The sequence below is a fragment of the Candidatus Pelagibacter communis genome, assembly GCF_001179945.1.
GTDB classification, from domain to species: Bacteria; Pseudomonadota; Alphaproteobacteria; order Pelagibacterales; family Pelagibacteraceae; genus Pelagilacustribacter; species Pelagilacustribacter ubique_A.
The window spans coordinates 1-16006 of sequence record NZ_CVSG01000079.1 but is presented as its reverse complement, the minus strand read 5'-3'; the positions used below and the strand labels follow the sequence as shown (position 1 = coordinate 16006).

The following is a 16006-nucleotide window of genomic DNA, read 5'->3' as shown; positions in this document are numbered from 1 at the left end:
ATACTTTTAAAAAACTTTTATATAATATGAGCAATCTTAATAAGATCTTACTAAATAAAACCAATTGTAAATCTATTTGGTTTATGAGACAAGCGGGTAGGTATCTTCCAGAGTTTAAAAAAATTAGATCTAAAAACCAAGATTTTATCAAATTATGCCTAAATAGTGAGTTGAGCTCTGAAATTACATTACAACCAATTAAAAGATTTGATTTAGACTCAGCAATCATTTTTTCTGATATTTTAATGGTGCCATATGCATTAGGACAAGATGTAAGATTTACAAAAGGTTTTGGACCAAAACTTGGTGATTTTAATTTAAATGAATTTTTGAAGATCGAAGAAAATGATTTTTCAAACAAACTTAGCCCAATTTATAAAGCAATAGATATTACGAGAAAAAAATTAACAAAAAGTAAGTCGCTCATTTCTTTTATTGGGGCACCATGGACCCTAATATTTTATATGTTGAACTTGAAAAAGAGCCAAGGAGAACTAAATTTACTAAAGCTTCATGATAAAAAATTACTTAATCAAATAATAGAAATTTTGATTAACTTTTTATGCATTCATATAAAAAATCAAATAAACGCTGGAGCAGATGTAATACAAGTTTTTGATTCTTGGGCAGGCTTAATTCCCAAAGAGAATTTAAGTGAATATTGTTTCATGCCTAATGAAAAAATTTTAAATTTTTGTAGAAAACAAAAAATACCTACCATTTGTTTCCCTAAAGGAATAAAAGAAAAATATGAGGATTTTAATAAAATTGTGAAACCAGATGGAATTAATATAGATCCAGAAATTGACCCCGTTTGGGCTAGAGAAAAGTTAAAAAATGTAGTTATTCAAGGAGGTCTAAATCCCAATATATTACTAAAAGCTGACGAAGATATTATTAGGGGGGCGACTAAATATATTCAAACATTTAAGGGTATTCCTTATGTTTTCAATTTAGGTCACGGGTTACTTCCTGAAACAGATCCTGATAAAGTAAGTAGATTAATAAAATTTTATAGGAAATTTAATGGATAAAAATCACCCAGAAGTTCAATTTGGTAAAACTGGAGTTTTAATTATTAACCTTGGAACACCAGATTCAACTGGTTGGTGGGATATAAGGAAATATTTAAAAGAATTTTTATCTGATAGAAGAGTTATAGAAGTTAATCCAATAATCTGGCAAATTATTTTAAATTTATTTATTCTTACTTTTCGACCTTCTAAAACTGCGCACGCGTATAAAAAAATTTGGAGAAAGGAAAGCAACGAGTCCCCATTATTATATTTTACAAAACAACAATCTCAGAAATTAAAAAAAAAAATAGGAAATGAAAATATAATAGTAGATTTTGCAATGAGATATGGGAATCCAAGTATAAAATCTAAGCTGGTTACAATGAGAGATAAAGGTTGTGAAAATATAATAGCTTTACCTCTTTACCCCCAATACGCTGCAGCAACAACTGCTACTGTTTGTGATGAAATTTACAGATCATTAATGAAGATGAGATGGCAACCAAGTCTACAGATAATACCACACTATGAGAGCAATCCTTCATACATCGATGCTTTGATTGTTAGTATTGAAAAAAAAATTAGTGAAATTAATTGGAAACCTGACTTGATAATTTCTTCTTATCATGGAATTCCTAAATCTTATTTTGACAAGGGAGACCCGTATCACTGCTATTGTCATAAAACAACGAGACTAATGAAAGAAAAGTTTAACAAAGTTGAAATCCAGACAACTTTTCAATCAAGATTCGGCCCACAAGAATGGCTTACGCCTTACACGGATAAAACTATAGAAAAATTACCGGAAAAAGGAATAAAAAATTTACTAGTGATTTGTCCTGGTTTTGCTTCTGATTGTGTTGAAACCTTAGAGGAAATAAACATCCAAGGAAGAGAAAGCTTTATTGAAAAAGGTGGTAAAAATTTTGATTTAATTCCTTGCTTAAATGATAATTCGGAACATATTAAACTATTTGAAAAATTAGTAAGCAAATATTTATAGAATGAACATATATCTTCTTTTTAAATCCTTGCATCTCATATCTGTCATTTCTTGGATGGCAGGTCTCCTTTATCTTCCAAGAATATTTGTTTATCATTCAGAAGCTGACCATGAGTCTCAAAAAACAGTCTTTAAGACTATGGAAAGAAAACTTTATAATTATATCATGATGCCTGCAATGTTGATCTCATGGTTGTTTGGCCTCTTACTTATTCATAGTCTTGGCTTCGGTATTTTTTCAGAACTGTGGATGCAAATAAAAACCGTTGCAGTGATTATTCTTACTTATTATCACTTTACATTAGGAAAATATTTAAATGATTTTGCCTTAAACAATAATCAGAAAACATCAAAATTTTTTAGAATATACAATGAAATACCTACAATAATACTAATTGTGGTAATTTTTGTTGTTATTTTTAAACCTTTATAATTAGGGGTTGAAATTTTTCTAAAAAGACATATATTTTCATAACATTTCCTAAACTAAATAATCACATGAATTTACAAGAACTAAAGCAAAAAAATCCTGCAGAGCTTATTATTGAAGCTGAAAAACTTGGTATAGAAAATCCAAGTACTTTAAGAAAGCAGGAAATTTTATTCGCTATTTTAAAAAAATTGGCCGAAAAAAATGAGCAAATAACAGCCATTGGTGTTCTCGAAGTTTTACAAGACGGCTTTGGTTTTTTAAGAGCGATTGAGTCAAATTATCTCCCCGGACCAGATGATATTTACGTAAGCCCTAGCCAGATTAGGAGGTTTGGTTTAAGAACTGGTGACTCGGTTGAGGGAGAGATTAGAGGGCCAAAGGACGCTGAAAGATACTTCGCTCTTTTAAAAGTAAATAAAATAAATTTTGATGACTCAGATAAAGGAAAAAATAAAATTGCATTTGATAATTTGACACCTCTTTACCCAAACGAGAGAATTAAATTGGAAGTGGAAACATCAAAAATTGAAAAAAAACCAGATAACACTGCTAGACTAATTGATCTTGTGAGCCCAATAGGAAAAGGACAAAGATCTTTGATTGTTTCACCACCAAGAGCTGGTAAAACAATAATTCTTCAGAATATCGCTCAGTCAATTACCGCCAATCATCCAGAGTGTTATTTAATGGTTTTGTTGATTGATGAAAGACCTGAAGAAGTTACTGATATGCAAAGGTCCGTTAAAGGCGAAGTTGTAGCCTCAACTTTTGATGAGCCAGCCTCTAGGCACGTTGCCGTTGCAGAGATGGTGATCGAGAAAGCAAAAAGATTGGTCGAACATAAGAAAGATGTAGTTATTTTGTTAGATTCAATTACAAGGTTAGGTAGAGCCTACAACGCTGTTATACCAAGTTCAGGTAAAGTTTTAACTGGAGGTGTTGACGCTAACGCTTTGCAAAGACCCAAAAGATTTTTTGGCGCTGCAAGAAATGTAGAAGAGGGTGGATCCCTTACAATTATTTCAACTGCTTTGATAGATACTGGAAGTAGAATGGATGAAGTAATTTTTGAGGAATTTAAAGGAACAGGTAATTCTGAATTAATCCTGGATAGAAAAGTTGCCGATAAAAGAATTTATCCAGCACTAGATATTACCAGGTCAGGAACAAGAAGAGAGGAACTGTTGTTTGCAAAAGATGAACTATCTAAAATGAATGTCTTGAGAAGAATTATTAGCCCTATGGGCACTATGGATGGGATAGAGTTTTTAATTTCCAAATTAAAAAATACGAAAAACAATTCTGATTTCTTTGACTCAATGAATAAGTCTGCTAACTAGTTTTATTGAACAGTTTGGTTACTAAAATTTACTTCATGTAAGTAAAAACTTATAATGCTTTTTAGAGTATTAACTTTATCTTTTATTGTTATAGCTTCTAAAAGTTTTTGTTTTTCTTCGTTAGTAACTGGTGAAATCATTGATAGAGTATTTATTCTTTGAGATTTATCTAATTTTTCAAATTCTCTCCAGTTTAATAATAATCCATTTTTTCTAAAAAATGCTTTGGCTTTGTTCATAAGATCATCTGTGTCTAAATCACCTGATGGATCTTTAAGGTCTTCCTCAAAACTCTTATAATCAACTTTGAATTCTCTATACAATTTTTTATTTTCAACCTCTTCCAGTATTTTAAATCTAGTAATTCCAGTGAGATTTATTAATATTCTTCCATCTTCACTTTTTTTAAGGTCACTAATTTTACCTAAACATCCAATTTTATAAACTCGATTTCCATCTTTTTGTGATTGAACCATTCCCATGAGCTTATTATTTTTGTAAGTGTCATTTACAAGATCTAAGTAACGCTGTTCAAAAATATTTAAAGGTAAATTAGTCTTGGGAAAATAGATCACCCCACTGAGAGGAAAAACTGGAATTATTTTAGGAAATGATTTCATAAATTTAATATATTAAAAATTTTATATTACTGGTAGTGACATTATTTGCAAATTTTGTCTATTGCTTAAACAGAAAAAAACTAATACTTTCAACAATGATTTATAAGCGGGCATAGCTCAGTGGTAGAGCGTCTCGTTGCCAACGAGAAGGTCGAGGGTTCAAGTCCCTTTGCCCGCTCCATATTATGTTTTCAAATTTTAAAAAAGAAAAAGTTACTATTAAAAATCAAGGTTTTGGAAAAGCAGAAATTGCATTTAGACATGGTGGGTCTGGAGAGCCATTACTGTTATTGCACGGAAATCCTATGTCGCATGTAACATGGCATAAGATAGCCGAAGAATTAAAAAATGACTTTTATATTGTAGCTGCGGATCTAAGAGGATACGGAGAAAGCATAGGTCCAGAGGATGGCGGTGAAAACCATTTAAATTATTCTTTTAGAGCAATGGCAAATGATCAGATTAATTTAATGAAAATTCTAGGTTTTGACAAATTTAACTTAGTCGGTCATGATCGAGGAGCTAGAACAGCACATAGGATGGCTTTAGACGCTCGTGAAAAAGTAAAAAAATTAGCAGTATTTGATATCATGCCAAATCGACATATTTGGACCGTCCAAAAAAAAGGTTGGTCAATTTCTAAATGGCATTGGTTATTAATGATGCAACCTTATGATCTTCCAGAAAAAATGCTATCTTCAATACCAGCTGATTATTATATGAAAAAAAAGCTTTCAAAGAGAGGAGCAAGTTTAGATTTTTGTAAAGAAACTTTAGATGAATATGTTAAATGTTTTAATTATAAAACTATTAGGGGGTCATGTGAAGATTATAGAGCATCACCTTCATGTGATTTAGATATGGATAACATCGACTACGAAAAAAAGAATAAGATTAGTTGCCCTCTTTTAGTATTATGGGGTAACAAAAGTGATACTGGAAAAGTTTGGGGCGATGTTTTAAACGTATGGGGAGATTATAGTAATTCAAAACCAATTGGTGAAGGCCTTGATTGCGGGCATTATTTGCAAGAGGAGAAACCTAAAGAAGTTATTAACTGGTTAAAAAACTTTTTATAATGTCTGATCTTTCAAAAAAAAAGTGTATTGCATGCGACGGTAATATCCCTCCCTTTGATAAAAGCGAGATACATAAATATTTAAAAAAAGTAGATGATTGGGAAGTAAAAAAAGGCGAAGAAGAAAACTTTTATTTAATTAAAGAATTTAAATTTAAAAACTTTGTAGAAAGCCAAAAATTTGTAAACAAAATAAGTGAAATTGCGGAGATAGAAAATCATCACCCTGATATTAATTTTGGTTGGGGTTATTGCAAGGTAAAAATTTTCACACATGCAATAAAAGGTCTTGCAGAAAGTGATTTTATCTTAGCTGCTAAAATAGACAAAATTAATTAATGATTGAAATGTCTAATATTTGTGAATAGCATTTTAACCTTTGCTTTATCAGCAACACTTATTACTTCTTGATCTCTTATTGATCCTCCGGGCTGAACTATTATTTTTATACCTGCTTTTATTAGAGCTTGTACACCATCTGTAAAAGGAAAAAAGGCATCTGAAGCGGCAACCGAATTTTTAATTTTTTCTGATTTAAATTGCCTTGCTTTTTGTATTGCTAATTTACAGCTATCGAGCCTACTTGGCTGACCTGCTCCAATCCCAATAGTTGAAAAATTATTAGATAAAACGATTGCGTTAGATTTAACATACTTACATACATTAAAAGCAAATTCTATTTCTGCTAGTTCTTTCTTGCTGGGTTTTAGTTTTGTCACACATTTAATTTTTTTTCTATCAAGGATTATCTTATTTTTATTTTGCATTAAAAAAGATCCATCAAAAATTTTAATTGACGAAATATTTTTAGGCTTGAATTTAGATATGTCTATTATTCTTAAGTTCTTTTTCTTCTTTAAAATTTTCAAAGAATCTTTATCAAAACCCTTACCAAGTATTACCTCTAAAAAATTCTTATTTATCTCTAGCGCAATATTTTTTTTAATTTTATAATTACACGCTATAACTCCGCCAAAAGCACTTATCGGATCACATGCATATGCATTTTTAAACGAGTTTATAGGATTTTTATGTTCTGAAACGCCACAAGGATTTGCATGCTTAATAATTACTGTTCCAGCTTTCCCTTTAATAGACGCAAGGATATCTAAAGAAGCAAACATATCGTTAAAATTATTATAACTCAATTCTTTACCGTGAATTTGAGTGAATCCAAGTTTTTTATCTTCATAATCGTTAATATAAATAGAACTTTTTTGGTGTGGATTTTCACCATATCTTAAATTTTTAAATTTTCGTCCAAAGATAGTTTTTCTTTCTGGAAATCGAATATCTAATTTATTGTTAAACCAATTAGCAATCATAGCGTCATAGTATGCAGTTAAACCAAATGCTTTAGAAGACATAATCTCTCTAAATTTTAATGAGGTTGCTCCGTTCTTTTTTTCTAACTCTTTTATCAGTGAGGAATAATCATTTTTATTTGTGACTATTGTTACATTCTTAAAATTTTTTGCTGCAGCACGAACCATTGTTGGCCCACCAATATCTATATTTTCAATAATTTTATTTGGATTTTTAGTCTCGGAAACTACTTTTTGAAATGGATAAAAATTAACAACAATCAAATCTATCGAGGGAAACTTTTTCTCAGACATTTCACTTTTGTGAGTTTTATTTTTCCTGTCATGTAAAATTCCAGCATGAATTTTTGGATGAAGAGTTTTTACTCTCCCATCCAGCATTTCTTTGAATCCAGTATATTGAGATAATTCAATACAATCGTATCCAAGTTTTTTTATAGATTTATAAGTCCCTCCAGAACTAATAATTTTGATATTATGTTTTTTTAGACATTTTAATAAGATGGGAATATTTTCTTTATCAAATACAGAAACCAAGGCACTTTTGATTTTTAAATTCATTACTAGATTTTTTTCTTAATTTCCCAATTAAAAAACTTATCTTTATTTACTAGATTACCAGAAATAGTAATACAAGTATTATCTAATATTTTTTTTCCTCCTAAATAAATACTCTTCTCTATTTCAAGTTCTTCATCTTTAATTGTAAAAATAAGTGATTTATTCTTTGATATTTGTATTAAAGCACTATTTCCACTAATTGTTTTTACGGCAGAGAGTTCAGGATTTAAATGAAATCTTAGTACATATCTTATTGGAATTCCATCTTTCTTTTTAAAAATATGATCAACACCATTTAATTTATTGTTATTTTGATCAAGATAAACTTCTCTTTTATGAATACAATTAAAGTTTTTTTCATATCCGTTGTGAGAGGCTGAACAACCAATTAAATCTTTGTCAGTTTTGAATTTTAAATCAATTGTTTTAAAAGTGTTTTTAATTGAATTTCCAAACACTCTATTGATTAGTTTATTCCTCTCAAATTTTGTTATACTAGTATCATTAATAGTTAATGTAGACTGACTAGCAGTTAATCGACTAATAAGTTCTGCTTTGGGTGAGATATTGTTTCCAAATCCGCAATTGGTAATTATTTTTATTCCATCTAAAAAATACTCAAAAGAGAGAGGACCTGATTGATAATTTTTTGAGAAATTTTTACCAGGGGGTCCACCAATGTCAAAGTATAGAACTTGTTGTTTAGATTTTGCATAGAAAATACCTCCGATTATTTCTTTTTTATTTTTTTTACTTACTTTAAAATCCTCAAGGTATTTTTCATAATGATCAAGCATTTTTTCAGAAGCCCCATTGAAAAGCGGTGTTTGATTATTTGGAGTTTTAAAAAATTTAATACATATCAAATTTTTTTGAATAATTTCATTCAGAAATTCAGGAATATATTGCTGGGCATCTTTTATGTTTTCATGGCATAATAAAAAATATTTAGTAAAAAATATAAGGTCATTTGGGCTTCTAGTTAATGGGAAACCATCATCATCAAAGTATGAATTAACAAATTTTTCTAAAGCTTTAATACCAAAATTATAATTTTCTTCATATTCTTTAAAAATTATTCCTGATAATATTAGTGCAGTCAACGCTTCGATTTTTTTTTGAGGATTTTTTTCAAACCCTATATTTTTTTTTAAATGATTACATTGCAAAATTATATTTTGAAAAAAATTTTTTTTAAATTCAAACGTTCCATTATTAATTATAGTATCAATATTAAGGATCCAACTAATAATTCTATTGCTTAAAGTAGAGTTTTCCCAAACTCTTCGTTTAAATTTTGAATATTTAAACATCCATAGATAAATAATTTTCTGTATACTCTTACCATCTATCTTTCTATCAATTAAACTCAACCATAAAAAATTATGATGATCATAAATATTTTTATTTTTACCTTCCACCCAAAAGTCATTAATACTTATCTCATTAAATCTAAATGATTTTTTTTTATAAGGAGAAATAAGAGATAATAAAAATGGGTTTGGATTAAAAAAAACTTGAGTAGGTATTTTTGTCTTTAAAGAGTTGTTATAATGTGTAGATAGGAAATAAATTTTTTTAAAAAATTTGATAAAAGTTATTTGAACAGCAACTAAATAAAAATAGGCACCTTTAAAGCCAAACATCTATTAATTTTTTCTAAGAATTTCTATATTTTTTTTAAGATCGCCCTTGTTCTCTTTAAAAATAGTTGATCCTGAAACAAGAATATTTGCTCCAGCTTGCTTTGCTAATGAGCAATTTTCAAAATTAATCCCTCCATCAATTTCAATGTCTATATTAAAGCCTTTTGACTTAATAATTTCTTTTAGTTTTTTTGTTTTTTCTAATACTTCTGGCATAAACTTTTGTCCTCCAAATCCCGGTTCAACGCTCATTATTAGAACTAAATCAATTTCACTTAGATGATCTTTTATCAAATCAATGCTTGATTTTGGTTTAAGAGAAATTCCAACTTTTTTGTTTTCTTTTTTTATTAATTCTATGGTTTTAGAAGTGTCTTTAGTTGCTTCAGGGTGAAAGGTAATGATATCCGCTCCTGCATTAGCGTAGTCTTTAATAAAATTATCTACTGGAGAAATCATTAAATGAACATCGAATACTTTTTTTGTTAGAGGTCTCAGTTTTTTAATTACTTCTGGGCCAATAGTGAGATTTGGCACAAAATGCCCATCCATTACATCAATGTGTATATAATCAGCACCTGCCTTTTCCAGAGAAATAACTTCTGCTCCCAATTTACTAAAATCAGCTGATAAAATAGATGGTGAGATTTTGATTAGACTGCTCATTCTACATTTATATTTTAATCTTAAATTTTGTCAAAAAAATAAGATTAATTGAACAGTTGATATAATTGTCTTGAAAAATCGCTCTCTAAAGGAAATGCTAGCATTCCCCAAACATCATAACCAAGAATATAAGGCATAGCGTAAAATCTGAATAAATAAAAAAACCATGCAACGTATAAGGCTATAAAAGGCCCAAATAAGAAACTTGGAGTAATGAATTTGAATAGATTAATTATAGGGTTAGTAGTTTTTACAAATATTCTCATGAAAAAAAATGTAGAATCCTCTTTTTGAAAAATATTCATGAATGCACGGCCAATTAAAGTCCACATTATTGTTCCGAGTGTATAATCTAAAACTATTGCCCAAGTTGGTATCATATTTCTAAATTACCATGATTTAGGTAAAAAAAAAGGGGCGAATAAATCGCCCCTTTTAATTTTAAGTAATTGTTAATTAGTGTTGCTTACCAAGAATAGCCTTACCTGTTGGTATTCTTGTATCGTCTACTAATTTTTGTGTAGCTGGACTTGGTTCTTTAGTCATTAAACTGACTACTACCATTACAACTAAACAAATTGGTGCTCCAATTAAACCAAATCTTAAGTGGTCAATACCTAAGAAAGGAGTATTTACACCGCCCCATATTGGAACTGAGAATTTCGGGAACACCCACGTTAAGTAAACTGTTCCTGATACAATTCCTGCTATGATACCGGCGATCGCACCTTCTCTAGTAGCTCTCTTCCACCATACACCAAGTACAAGTGGGAAGAATAAACCTGACATTGCAAAGTCGAATGCCCAAGCAACCGAACCTAAGATACTTGTTAGCCTGAATGAGGCTATGTAAGCACCAGCAGCTCCGATTATTACTAGAAGTGTACGAGCAACTAATAGTCTTTTAGCAGTTTCCGCTTTTGGATTTATGATCTTGTAGTAAATGTCGTGTGATAACGCATTTGAGATCGCAAGAACTAATCCATCGGCAGTTGACATGGCAGCAGCCATACCACCAGCAAACACTAGTCCTGAGATTACGAACGGTAGACCTGCTACTTCTGGAGTAGCTAATACTACAACGTCACCTCTCATGAACCATTCGTTCAACTGAAGTATTCCGTCACCATTAAAGTCTGCGATAAATACTTGTTTAACTTCAGACCATCTTTGTACCCACTCTATCGACTGAACTTCAGAAATAGATTTTCCGATAATTCCAGTTGGTAGATTTGGATCCATCAATGCTAATTTAGACAATGTCGCTAACATAGGCGCTGAAGAGTATAGTAAGAAAATAAAGAATAGCGACCAAGCTACTGATTTTCTTGCTGCTCTTACTGTAGGAGTTGTAAAGTATCTCATTAAGATATGAGGTAACGATGCAGTTCCCACCATCATACAAATCGCTAACGATAAGTATTTCCAGACAGCCATTCCACCTTCAGGTACTCCAGAGTGAGAACCAGAGATATATTTCAATCCTCCTGGTACACCAGCTGCTTTCATATCTGCGGCGCTGTTTTTAACTAGTCCAAATTGTTTTTCAAGTTCACCAAGTCTTGCAACTTCATCACCTAACATTAAGTGAGGGAAAATTCCTCCACCTACGTTAGAACTAATCCAGAATACTGGTATTAAGTATGCGATGATTAATACAATGTACTGAGCAACCTGAGTCCAAGTTACAGCTCTCATTCCACCAAGCATTGAACAGATAAGGATACTTATTAATCCTACCCATACACCTGCTTCAAACGGAATTCCAAGAGCTCTAGAAGCAATTGTTCCCGTAGCATTAATTTGTGCTGTTACATAAGTAAATGATGCTATGAAAAGCACGAATACTGATGCAGCTCTTACTGCATTTCCACCGTATCGTGTTCCGATAAAATCAGGAACTGTGTAACATCCAAACTTTCTTAGGTACGGAGCCATTAGAGTTGCAACAAGCACGTATCCGCCTGTCCAACCTACTAAGAAGGCCATATAAGTATAGCCACCAAAGTAAACTCCACCCGCTAAAGCTACGAATGATGCACCTGACATCCAGTCAGCTGCTGTTGCCATTCCGTTAAACACGGTTGGCACTTGTCTTCCTGCAACATAGTAGGCATCTACTTGAATGGTTCTTGATAAATAACCGATTAAGGCATAAATCAATACCGTGAAAGCTACAAACATCACTCCGATGTTTTTAGCTGACACACCTGCTTGCTCTGCTAATGCCATCAAAATGATGAACACTATAAAGCCACCAGTGTAGGTACCGTATATTTTAGGAAGGTTTTGTATAAAATCTCCTTTAAACATTAGTCATCCTCTCTTTCTGAGAAACCATGTTCTTCGTCGATTTTTTCTTGTTTATTTGCAGTCCAAAACAAAATTATCACAAAGGCAAGAAGTGAACCCTGCGCAGTCATGTAATATGCTAATGGATAGCCAAGAAAAGACATCGTGTTCAGTTCAGAACCAAACATGAAGATCACTAATGAGAAGAAAGCCCAAAGAACCAATGTTACGATCATATGGTTTTTGGTCTTATTCCAATATGCGTCTTTATTTGACATATTTCCCCCTATTTATTTTTTAACTTTTTACGTAAAAAGTACTCTTATTGCTGGGGAGCATACTGATTATGAGTTGAATTTAAAGAGAAAAAAGGACCCCAAAACCAATATGAAATGCTATAAGACAAGTAATTAAAGGGTTTTTTATATACAACGTGAAATTGAATTTAGATAAATTGCGAAACACTCTTAGAACCACTCTAATTGACATTTGGGAATATGTAATTCCAATTTGGAAAATATCTGGTCTTTTTAAAAAAATAAAATCCAAGCAAGATTTAGAAAATTTCATTCAAGAAAGATCAGCACATGTTGCACAAACCACTTTATACGGCTACTTGAAAACAAGAATAGGAGTTAAGTATATTGCGATGATGGAGGATGAGGTTTTTCTAAAATCAATTAATATTGCAAAGTGGAACATTTACGTGGTCGCATTAGCTGACTGTGCTTTTTATGTTTTCTCCTATCTTATTTCAGAAAAAAACTTAAAAGAGAATGACTGTAAAAAAGTCTTTTTAAATATCATAGAAAATGAAAAAAAAAATGGTTTAAATGACGAAATTTTTGACAGAGGTAAAAAAAATTTTTTAGAGAGGATAAATAAAGTAAATTTTTTAAACTATCATTTAGATGATCCCTTTAAGGAAAGCGGTCAAGCATTATATTACTGGTCACCTATTGCAGATGAATTAAAATCACTTGATAAAAAAATCGTCTTAAACTCTATTCATTTAAAATGGGGATTGATGAAAGATGAGTTTAAAAAATTAACAAAAGATATAAAATTTAATTAACCTTTATTTTGTCTATTCTCCACAAGAGACGTCACTACACTAGGATCCGCCAAGGTTGTTGTGTCTCCTAAATTATCAGGCTCGTTGGCAGCAATTTTTCTTAAAATTCTTCTCATTATTTTTCCAGATCTTGTTTTTGGTAATCCAGGTGCAAATTGAATGACGTCAGGTGTAGCTATTGGACCTATTTGTTTTCTAACCCATAGTTTAAGATCTCTTTCCAAATCTCCTGTGGGGTTTTCACCAGCATTTAAAGTCACATAACAATATAACCCATTGCCTTTTATACTATGCGGAAATCCAACCACAGCAGCTTCGGCTACTTTAGGATGCGCAACAAATGCACTTTCAATCTCAGCTGTTCCGAGGTTATGACCTGATACAATAATAACATCATCTACTCTTCCTGTAATCCAATAATATCCATCTTTATCTCTTCTGCATCCGTCTCCAGTGAAATATTTTCCATCAAATTGAGAAAAATAAGTATCTATAAATCTTTGATGATCTCCATAAACTGTTCGCATTTGACCTGGCCAAGAAGCAGCCATACAAAGTCTTCCTTTACCTTCTCCTTTTACAGTTTTACCATCTTTATCAACTAAAACTGGTTTAATGCCGTAAAAAGGTTTAGTTGCTGAGCCCGGCTTTAAATCTATGGCACCAGGTTGAGGTGCAATTAAAATTCCTCCAGTTTCTGTTTGCCACCAAGTATCAACAATTGGACATCTAGAGTCTCCTACTGTTTTGTAATACCACATCCAAGCCTCTGGATTTATAGGTTCTCCAACAGTTCCTAATAATTTTAGCGTTTTTCTACTTGTTTTTTTTACTGGCTTATCTCCCTCTCGCATCAAAGCTCTTATTGCTGTTGGAGCAGTATAAAAAATATTTACTTTGTACTTATCTACTATTTGCCACCATCTAGAGCTATCTGGATAATTTGGAACTCCTTCAAACATAATAGTTGTCGCTCCATTTGAGAGAGGCCCGTAAATAATATAACTATGACCTGTTACCCAACCTATGTCAGCTGTGCACCAATAAATATCATTAGACTTATAGTCAAAAATATATTGATGAGTCATTGAAGCATAAACCATGTATCCACCCGTAGTGTGTAGAACCCCTTTTGGTTTGCCAGTAGAACCAGATGTATATAAAATAAAAAGTGGGTCTTCCGCGTTCATTTCCTCAGGCTCGCATTTTGCAGGAACTGATGAAATAAGCTCTTTATAAGAAACATCTCTCTCATTATTCCAATCAACTTGATTTCCAGTTCTTTCAACAACTACACATTTTTTTACTCCAGGACATTGATCTAGAGCCTCATCAGCAATTTTTTTTAATGGAATTATTTTTCCACCTCTAACCCCCTCGTCTGCAGTTATTAAATATTCAGATTCGCAATCAGTTATTCTTGTGGCTATAGAGTCAGGAGAAAAACCACCAAAAATAATTGAGTGAACAGCACCAATTCTCGCACAAGCTAACATAATATAAGCTAACTCAGGAATCATTGTCAGATAAATTGTAACTCTATCGCCTTTTTGTATACCTAAGCTTTTTAGACCATTAGCAGCTTTACAAACATTTTGGTGCAACTCTTTGTAAGAGATTTTCTTTGTATCAGCGGGATCATCGCCGACCCAAATGATTGCTGTTTTGCTAGGATTTTTCTTTAAATGTCTATCTATACAATTCGCTGAAGCATTTAATGTCCCATCATAATACCACTTTATTTTAACCTCGTCTTTGCTGTATTTAACATCTTTTATTTTTGTATACTTTTTCATCCAAGTAATTCTTTTACCTTCCTTAGCCCAAAACTTGTCATTTTCTTTGATGGACAGCTTATATTTCTTTTTATATTTAGAATCGTTCACGTAGGCATGATTTGCCCAACTATCTGAAACTCTTATAACTGAATTACCGTCACTATCTTTTGAGTATGAAGGAGCTTTAAAAATAATTCGCCTTGCTTTTCTAGCTTTTTTTTTGGATTTTTTTCTTTTTCTAGATTTCTTAGTTTTTTTTCTAGGCTTATTTATTTTTCTAGACTTTTTTACTTTTCTAGATTTTTTTCTAGACTTTTTTATTTTTGATTTTTTCTTTCTTTTTTTTTTAGCCACAAATACCCCTAAATTTTTTTATACTTTACCCATGTTACAAATAATTTTCCAGCTTTTATAGTCTATTGGCATAACTGACAATCTGCTTTGTTTTATCAATGGTAAATGAGAAATTTTCTTGTTTTCTTTAATTTTTTCCAAAGAAATAGCCGTTTTAAATTTAATCACAAACCTAACTTGAACGGCCACAAACCTCTTTTCCTTATCAGTTTTATCGGTAAACGCTGATTTAATTACTTTAACTATACCAACAATTTCTTTTCCAATATTTGAATGGTAGAAAAAACATAGGTCACCTTTTTTCATTTTTCTCAAATTATTTGCAGCTTGATAATTTCTAACTCCATCCCAAGCAGCACCTTTTATGCCAGCTTTTTTTTGTTGCTCAATCGACCAAACATCGGGTTCAGACTTAAGTAACCAGTAATTCATTATAACTTTAAACCTGGCCCTTTCATGTAGGGAGCATTTTGATCTAAAGGCCATCTAGATTTGGCTTTGACATCAATTTTATTTAATAAATTTTTTTTAAATCTTTTAATACCAGCCCAGGCAATCATAGCAGCGTTATCACCACAAAATTTTAAATTGGGATAAACAGTTTTAAATCCCATTTCATCTGAAAGTTTTTTTAAATTTTCTCTTATCGAAATATTCGCAGCCACACCTCCAGCTACAACTAAATTAATATCTGATGTATTAATTTTTTCTTTAAACATTTGAATTGCAATCTTTGTTTTTTTGTAAAGAATTTTGTTTATGGTATTTTGAAAAGAAGCTGCAAGACTAAATTTTAATTTATCGTTATTATTTATTTTT

General features: G+C 31.3%; 16 protein-coding genes, 1 tRNA gene and 1 pseudogene. 8 read left to right on the top strand and 10 right to left on the bottom strand.

What is annotated here, in order from left to right:
* The first annotated feature begins 26 nt into the window (after window positions 1-26).
* The 4 genes from hemE to rho all read left to right on the top strand — a co-directional run bounded on the left by hemE (window position 27) and on the right by rho (window position 3792).
* Window positions 27-1034 carry a uroporphyrinogen decarboxylase gene (gene hemE / locus AMN78_RS03470; protein ID WP_075534193.1) on the top strand — a complete coding sequence of 336 codons (1008 nt, stop codon included), beginning with the start codon at window positions 27-29 and terminating at the stop codon, window positions 1032-1034.
* Window positions 1027-2019, top strand: a complete 993-nt coding sequence (gene hemH, locus AMN78_RS03465; RefSeq protein WP_075534192.1) for a ferrochelatase — start codon at window positions 1027-1029, stop codon at window positions 2017-2019. Before hemE ends, hemH begins: the two co-directional genes overlap by 8 nt.
* 1 nt (window position 2020) lies before the next feature.
* Complete coding sequence (gene hemJ / locus AMN78_RS03460; RefSeq protein ID WP_075534191.1) at window positions 2021-2452, top strand: protoporphyrinogen oxidase HemJ; 432 nt, start codon at window positions 2021-2023, stop codon at window positions 2450-2452.
* 65 nt (window positions 2453-2517) lie between these two features.
* The gene (gene rho, locus AMN78_RS03455) at window positions 2518-3792 is read left to right on the top strand and encodes a transcription termination factor Rho (protein ID WP_075534190.1); all 1275 of its coding nucleotides are present in this window, start codon (window positions 2518-2520) and stop codon (window positions 3790-3792) included.
* Window positions 3793-3794: 2 nt separating this feature from the next.
* On the opposite strand, the gene AMN78_RS03450 is transcribed toward rho, so the two are convergent.
* Window positions 3795-4412 carry an LON peptidase substrate-binding domain-containing protein gene (locus tag AMN78_RS03450; protein ID WP_075534189.1) on the bottom strand — a complete coding sequence of 206 codons (618 nt, stop codon included), beginning with the start codon at window positions 4410-4412 and terminating at the stop codon, window positions 3795-3797.
* Between the two features lie 106 nt (window positions 4413-4518).
* Between AMN78_RS03450 and AMN78_RS03445 the strand changes: the two genes are divergently transcribed.
* From AMN78_RS03445 to AMN78_RS03435, 3 genes are all read left to right on the top strand, one after another.
* A tRNA-Gly gene (locus tag AMN78_RS03445) sits at window positions 4519-4593 on the top strand.
* A gap of 4 nt (window positions 4594-4597) precedes the next feature.
* Complete coding sequence (locus AMN78_RS03440; protein ID WP_075534188.1) at window positions 4598-5491, top strand: alpha/beta fold hydrolase; 894 nt, start codon at window positions 4598-4600, stop codon at window positions 5489-5491.
* Window positions 5491-5829, top strand: a complete 339-nt coding sequence (locus AMN78_RS03435) for a 4a-hydroxytetrahydrobiopterin dehydratase (RefSeq protein WP_075534187.1) — start codon at window positions 5491-5493, stop codon at window positions 5827-5829. The genes AMN78_RS03440 and AMN78_RS03435 overlap by 1 nt, the downstream gene beginning before the upstream one ends.
* Here the strand turns inward: AMN78_RS03435 and purH are convergent.
* From purH to AMN78_RS03405, 6 genes are all read right to left on the bottom strand, one after another.
* Window positions 5826-7376: a bifunctional phosphoribosylaminoimidazolecarboxamide formyltransferase/IMP cyclohydrolase gene (purH, locus tag AMN78_RS03430; RefSeq protein ID WP_075534186.1), complete on the bottom strand. Its 1551-nt coding sequence runs from the start codon at window positions 7374-7376 to the stop codon at window positions 5826-5828. The two genes, AMN78_RS03435 and purH, sit on opposite strands and share 4 nt — an antisense overlap.
* Before the next feature lie 2 nt (window positions 7377-7378).
* Window positions 7379-9022: a heparinase II/III domain-containing protein gene (locus AMN78_RS03425; RefSeq protein ID WP_075534185.1), complete on the bottom strand. Its 1644-nt coding sequence runs from the start codon at window positions 9020-9022 to the stop codon at window positions 7379-7381.
* 3 nt (window positions 9023-9025) lie between these two features.
* The gene (rpe, locus tag AMN78_RS03420; protein WP_075534184.1) at window positions 9026-9688 is read right to left on the bottom strand and encodes a ribulose-phosphate 3-epimerase; all 663 of its coding nucleotides are present in this window, start codon (window positions 9686-9688) and stop codon (window positions 9026-9028) included.
* A 44-nt stretch (window positions 9689-9732) separates the two neighbouring features.
* On the bottom strand, window positions 9733-10068 hold the full coding sequence (locus AMN78_RS03415; RefSeq protein WP_075534183.1) for a YggT family protein: 336 nt from the start codon (window positions 10066-10068) through the stop codon (window positions 9733-9735).
* Window positions 10069-10144: 76 nt separating this feature from the next.
* A complete protein-coding gene (locus AMN78_RS03410; protein WP_075534182.1) occupies window positions 10145-12001 on the bottom strand; it encodes a sodium:solute symporter family protein in 1857 nt (618 codons plus the stop codon).
* Window positions 12001-12258, bottom strand: coding sequence for a DUF4212 domain-containing protein (locus AMN78_RS03405; protein ID WP_075534181.1), 258 nt, complete (start codon window positions 12256-12258; stop codon window positions 12001-12003). Before AMN78_RS03405 ends, AMN78_RS03410 begins: the two co-directional genes overlap by 1 nt.
* Window positions 12259-12413: 155 nt before the next feature.
* Here AMN78_RS03405 and AMN78_RS03400 point away from each other — a divergent pair, with 155 nt between their 5' ends.
* On the top strand, window positions 12414-13055 hold the full coding sequence (locus AMN78_RS03400) for a hypothetical protein (protein WP_082254535.1): 642 nt from the start codon (window positions 12414-12416) through the stop codon (window positions 13053-13055).
* On the opposite strand, the gene acs is transcribed toward AMN78_RS03400, so the two are convergent.
* The 3 genes and pseudogenes from acs to AMN78_RS03385 form a co-directional block, all read right to left on the bottom strand.
* Window positions 13052-14977, bottom strand: a complete 1926-nt coding sequence (gene acs, locus AMN78_RS03395; protein WP_425304104.1) for an acetate--CoA ligase — start codon at window positions 14975-14977, stop codon at window positions 13052-13054. The two genes, AMN78_RS03400 and acs, sit on opposite strands and share 4 nt — an antisense overlap.
* 228 nt (window positions 14978-15205) lie before the next feature.
* Complete coding sequence (locus tag AMN78_RS03390; RefSeq protein ID WP_075534180.1) at window positions 15206-15619, bottom strand: EVE domain-containing protein; 414 nt, start codon at window positions 15617-15619, stop codon at window positions 15206-15208.
* Window positions 15619-16006: pseudogene (locus tag AMN78_RS03385) on the bottom strand (tRNA (adenosine(37)-N6)-threonylcarbamoyltransferase complex transferase subunit TsaD); the annotation flags it as partial. The pseudogene AMN78_RS03385 and the gene AMN78_RS03390, both read right to left, overlap by 1 nt.